Annotated in this window: 3 protein-coding genes; 2 read left to right on the top strand and 1 reads right to left on the bottom strand. The window is 69.8% G+C overall.

From position 1 onward, the window contains the following. Nucleotides 1-10 precede the first annotated feature (10 nt). Nucleotides 11-832, top strand: a complete 822-nt coding sequence (locus ACFWY6_RS45055) for a polysaccharide deacetylase family protein (RefSeq protein WP_384703638.1) — start codon at nt 11-13, stop codon at nt 830-832. Between the two features lie 58 nt (nt 833-890). Here ACFWY6_RS45055 and ACFWY6_RS45060 read toward each other — a convergent pair whose 3' ends face one another. Continuing rightward, a complete protein-coding gene (locus tag ACFWY6_RS45060; protein WP_384703635.1) occupies nt 891-1,550 on the bottom strand; it encodes a class F sortase in 660 nt (219 codons plus the stop codon). 350 nt (nt 1,551-1,900) lie between these two features. Between ACFWY6_RS45060 and ACFWY6_RS45065 the strand changes: the two genes are divergently transcribed. Then, complete coding sequence (locus ACFWY6_RS45065; protein WP_384703641.1) at nt 1,901-2,395, top strand: hypothetical protein; 495 nt, start codon at nt 1,901-1,903, stop codon at nt 2,393-2,395. The last annotated feature ends 108 nt before the right edge of the window (nt 2,396-2,503 follow it).

The raw sequence follows: 2,503 nt of genomic DNA on the forward strand, positions 1-2,503 counted from the left end.
CCTTCGGGGTATCGTGGGATCGGAGTTGTGTTTTAGAGACAGCTTCGGTCTTGCCGCCACGGCGGGCTGTGTGGGCACGGAACGGCCCGGCATGCCAGGATCCAAGGCCACCGGCGGGGCGGCGGCCGGCGGACCGCCGGCCGGGCGCGCGCTCAAGCCGTCCGCGTACCGCCTCCAGCCGATGGCCGGCTACGGACCGCCGCACGCCGCCCGAGCCCTGCCGCGCGTACGCCGTGCCCCGATCCTGCGCATGGACGGGCAGGACCGCAGCATGGTGCTGACCTTCGACGACGGACCCGACCCCCGCTACACCCCGGGCATCCTGCGCACCCTGCGCCGGTACGACGTCCGCGCCATGTTCTTCGTGTGCGGGGGGATGGCCGTCGACAACAAGGACCTGCTGCGCGAGATGGCCGACGAGGGGCATCTGATCGGCAATCACACCTGGTCCCATCCGCTTCTGCTGAAGATGCACAGGAGCGCGATGCGCGAGGAGATGGAGCGTACCTGCGAGGTCGTCGACGACACCGTCGGCGAACCCCCGGCCTGGTTCCGCGCCCCCTACGGGGCCTGGAACCGCAACGCCTTCCAGCTCGGCGCCGACCTGGGCATGGAGCCGCTCGCCTGGACCGTCGACACCTTGGACTGGACCGAGCCGGGCACCGCCACGATCATCCGGCGCGTGCGCAAGGGCGCGGCTCCCGGGGTCGTGGTGCTCGCGCACGACGCGGGCGGCGACCGCTCCCAGAGCGTCGACGCCCTGCGGACGTACCTTCCGGAACTCATCGAATCGGGCTACCGCATCACGGTGCCGAGCCGCCATTCGATGTAGGTCGGAGCAGGCCGGACTTTCGCCCGCCCCGTGCCGCGTGCTTTCGGCGAGATCGCCGTCAGCCCCGCACATCCACAAGGCGGGCGAAAACGACGACGTTCCCGTCGTATCCGGCCCGCTTGGAGAAACCGCCGCCACAGGTGATGACCCGGATTTCCGGGGTTCCCTTGTCGCCGTATACGCGATCTCCCGGGAAATTGTTCTTCTCGAACACTTCGATGCCGTAGATCTCGAAGACCGCGGTCTTGCGGTCCCTGCGCAGGACCTCGATGCGATTTCCCTTCCGCAGCGAACCGAGGCCGTAGAAGATGGCGGGCCCCTGCTGATTGTCGACATGGCCGACGATCACGGATGTGCCCTTCTCGCCCGGCGAAACCGCCCCGGTGAACCAGCCGGCCAGGTTCGGGACCTCCGGCGGCGGCGCGTCCACCCAGCCCTCCGCGTCGAGCCCCACGGCCATGACCGGCGCGTCCACCCGGATCCCCTTGATCTGGACCCGGTCGGCGGGCGAGAACGTCAGCGGTGCGACGTCCTTCCTGGCCGCATCGGGCGCCTGATCCGCCGCGGCCGCCGACGCGGGCTGTGGCGGACCCACGTCGAATTCCCCTGAGCCATTCCGGATCAGCGCGAGGCCGGTCAGCAGAACAAGCGCCATCACGCCCCAGGGCGCGCGCTTCCTCTGCCTTTCCTCCTCTTCGGCCGGCTGGGACGAAAGCATTCTCTGATCCCCTCTCAACGCGGCTTTCGAACCGCGTCCGTTGCGCGTACGAGAACGCTAAGCGCGGCGCGCGCAGTCAGCGACAGAGCAGGAGCGAACGGGTGGCGGCCATACCGGGCGTGCGCCATCCGAGTCGCCCCGGAAACTAATTTTCTGACGGTCCGTGACCTGCGGCAATATCGGCTTGTGCCTTTGCCCTTCGGCGTGTCGCCTCACCGGTACGGCCGATTCTCGAAATGCGGCTCTGTGCACGGCATCTGAGGGTCTGTCTGGGAGGCGCTCTCGCCGATCGACCGGGGACGGTTTCCCCGGGGCGTCTTCCGCGGAGGATTCACATGCGTACTTCCCGTATGCGCGCCACCCGTGCTCTGGCGGTCGCCGTCACCGCGGGTGCGGTCGTGGGGCTCGCCGCCCCGACGGCTGCCGCCTGGGACAACCCGTCCAACATCGTGGCCATGCCGAGCGTCATCCCGAGAGGCGGGCAGCTGACGGTCACGGTCGACAACTGCCCGTCCGGCGGTCACATCGAGTCGCCCGCCTTCCCGAGGACGAACTTGAAGGTGCTGCCGGGCGGCCACACGGCGACAGGGACGGCGACCATCCACCAGCACGCCAACCCGGGCGCGTACGACATCAAGGCCGTATGCGGCGGCAGGGAACTCACCCGCCCGTCCGCCTTCACCGTCATCCACGGCGGTGTCCGCGGTGGTCTCGGCGGCAGCTCGAACGAGGGGGCGAGCACCACCGACATGGCGATCGGCGGTGGTCTCGTCGCGGCCGCGGTGATCGGCGGCGGCCTGTTCTGGATGCGGCGCCGCTCGGAGAACGCGGGGCGCGGCTTCTGACGGCACGTTCCTGTGCGGTTGGCTCCGCCTTCCTGGCCGGCGCGTCCCCCTTCCGCGCCGGTCAGGCGCACGCCGCCGCCTGGCCGCCGACCGGATTCAGTCGGCGGC

Origin of the sequence: Streptomyces sp. NPDC059037 (genome assembly GCF_042740015.1) — a bacterium.
Lineage (GTDB): Bacteria > Actinomycetota > Actinomycetes > Streptomycetales > Streptomycetaceae > Streptomyces.

Excerpts from the sequence above, each read along its gene's own strand:
- ACFWY6_RS45060 (WP_384703635.1), bottom strand. The coding sequence starts at position 1,550 with ATGCTTTCGTCCCAGCCGGCCGAAGAGGAGGAAAGGCAGAGGAAGCGC.
- ACFWY6_RS45065 (WP_384703641.1), top strand. The coding sequence starts at position 1,901 with ATGCGCGCCACCCGTGCTCTGGCGGTCGCCGTCACCGCGGGTGCGGTC.